Consider the following 2,509-nt stretch of genomic DNA (forward strand, 5'->3'; position numbering starts at 1 on the left):
CCCCCGGCGTCGTGGTGGGGTGCTGCGGAGCTGCCGGACTATGGCCGGGCGGTGCCCTGGGCGGCCACCGCGGCGGCGCCGGCGGCCGCGGCCTCCGGGTCCAGGTACCGGCCGTTCGCGGTGACCGGCTTCAGGCGCTCGTCCAGTTCGTAGTACAGCGGGATGCCGGTGGGGATGTTCACGCCGGCGATCGCCTCATCCGAGATGCCGTCCAGGTGCTTGACGAGGGCGCGCAGGGAGTTGCCGTGGGCGGCCACCAGCACGGTCTTGCCGGCCTTCAGGTCCGGCACGATCTCGGTCTCCCAGTACGGCAGCAGTCGCGTGACGACGTCCTGGAGGCATTCGGTGCGCGGCAGGCCCTCACCCAGACCGGCGTAACGAGGGTCATCGGCCTGCGACCACTCCGAGGAGTCGTCCAGCGCGGGCGGCGGGGTGTCATAGGAGCGGCGCCAGGTCATGAACTGTTCCTCGCCGAACTCGTCCCGGATCTGGGCCTTGTCCTTGCCCTGCAGGGCGCCGTAGTGGCGCTCGTTCAGGCGCCAGTCCCGCTTGACCGGGATCCACTGCCGGTCAGCGGACTCGAGGGCCAGGTTGGCGGTGGTGATGGCCCGCTTCAGCACGGAGGTGTGCAGGACGTCCGGCAGCAGGCCCTCGGCGGCGAGCAGTTCACCGCCCCGGGCCGCCTCCTCGCGGCCTTTGGCGGTCAGCGGCACATCCACCCAACCGGTGAACAGGTTCTTCTCATTCCAGTCGCTCTGGCCGTGCCGCAGCAGGACGAGCTTGTAGGGTGTCTCAGCCATGGCCACATCCTAACGGGAGGCGGCCTCCCGGCCCGCTGTGCGACGAGGGTCAGTACCCGTAGGGGCGCGAGCCGCCGCTGCCGAAGAGTTTGAGCTCACCGCGCGGCCCGGCCAGGTACACGGCGGCCACGCAGAGGGCGGCGATCTGGAACAGGCTGAATCCGGCGCCTAGCCTGTTCACGGCGCCGGCCATGGACACCACGCCCACGAAGGCGGCCACCCCGGTGAGGATCAGCCAGAAGGTCTTGGTCTTCTGCCCGGCCCGTTCGAACTGGTCCTTGCCACGGGTCAGGCAGTCGCCGAAGGCCCAGACGGCCAGCACGACCGCCACCAGGGACAGCGCGATGTAGAGCCAGTTCTCAACGGTCGTGACCAGAATCCACGGAAACATGGGGTCAGCCTACCGCCGCGGCCCGCATCCCGGCCTGCAGGTCCTCCCACAAGTCGTCCACGTGTTCGATGCCCACGCTCAGCCGCAGGAGTCCGGCCGGAACGGTGGCCGGTTCACCGTCGAAACGCCGGCGGCGTTCGACCAGCGACTCCACGCCGCCCAGGGACGTGGCGGGGACCCAGTGGCGCAGGTGCCGGACCACGGCATCGGCGGCTGCTGCCCCACCCTCCACCACGAGGGTGAGCACGGCACCGAAGCCGCCCTGCATCTGGGCCGCGGCCAGGGCGTGCTGTGGGTGGTCCGGCAGGCCCGGGTACGTCACGGCAGCCAGCGGCAAGGCGCCCTCCCGCCGGGCCGCGTCGAGGCGCCGCGCCAGCTCGGCCGCGTTGGCCTGCGAGCGCTCAAGGCGCAGGGCCAGGGTGCGCATGCCGCGCAGCGCCAGGAACGCCTCCATGGGACCGGCGATCGCCCCGTGCAGCGTGCGGTGGGCGTGCAGCTGGCGGTGCAGGCCGGCGTCGTCCGTCACGGCGGCGCCCAGCACCACGTCCGAGTGCCCGGCCAGGTACTTGGTCACCGAATGGACCACGACGTCGGCGCCCAGCTCGAGCGGCCGCTGCACCAAGGGCGTGGCGAAGGTGTTGTCCACCACCACGAGGGCGCCGGCCGCGTGGGCGGCCTCGGTGAGTGCGGCGAGGTCCGCCACCTCCAGCATGGGGTTGGTGGGCGATTCGAGCCAGAGGATGCTGGCGGGATCGCCCGTGGCACCCGAGGCGCCCGTGCCGCGCACGGCTCGGATCACGGCCTCGCCGTCCGTGATGTCCACCCGCTCCACGGCCAGCCGTCCGGTCTGCCGCAGCGACTCCAGCAGAGACAGTCCACCCTGGTACGCGTGCTGTGGGGCCACGACGCGGCCACCGTTCGGGGCCAGGTGCAGGGCGGCCGAGATGGCGGCCATGCCGGAGGAGAACAGCAGCGCGGGCCGATCGGCGGGGTCCTCCACGCCCTCCAGGGCCGCCAACAGCGCCTCCGGGCCGTCCCAGGTGGGATTGGACATGCGCCCGTAGAGCCGGCGAGGCCCCGCCGCGTCCGGCTCCCAGCCGACGAACGTGGAGGTGAAGTGCACCGGTTCGTTGACGGGGGCATCCACCTCCCGGGCGGGACGGGAGGCACTGACTAACAGGGTTTCGGGATGCATCCTGAAATCGTACGTCGGGTGAGGGCCTGGGACTGTGGATCGTTGCCGGTTGTGACGGCACGGGCCGTTAGGCTGGACCGGTGATCGAGCAGCCCTCCCCCTCCCCCGGATCCGTCCCCTCGC

The 2,509-nt window shown here is 71.7% G+C and carries 3 protein-coding genes; all 3 read right to left on the bottom strand.

The features are described from left to right. Positions 1-38 precede the first annotated feature (38 nt). The 3 genes from RUH65_RS15670 to RUH65_RS15680 are packed head-to-tail and all read right to left on the bottom strand — an operon-like array spanning position 39 to position 2,386. Positions 39-800, bottom strand: coding sequence for a phosphoglyceromutase (locus tag RUH65_RS15670; RefSeq protein WP_313818581.1), 762 nt, complete (start codon positions 798-800; stop codon positions 39-41). Positions 801-849: 49 nt separating this feature from the next. After that, on the bottom strand, positions 850-1,191 hold the full coding sequence (locus RUH65_RS15675) for a DUF2516 family protein (RefSeq protein WP_313818582.1): 342 nt from the start codon (positions 1,189-1,191) through the stop codon (positions 850-852). Positions 1,192-1,195: 4 nt separating this feature from the next. Next, positions 1,196-2,386: a PLP-dependent transferase gene (locus tag RUH65_RS15680; protein WP_313818583.1), complete on the bottom strand. Its 1,191-nt coding sequence runs from the start codon at positions 2,384-2,386 to the stop codon at positions 1,196-1,198. Between the last annotated feature and the right edge of the window lie 123 nt (positions 2,387-2,509).

Origin of the sequence: Citricoccus sp. (assembly GCF_032154715.1) — a bacterium.
GTDB lineage: Bacteria > Actinomycetota > Actinomycetes > Actinomycetales > Micrococcaceae > Citricoccus.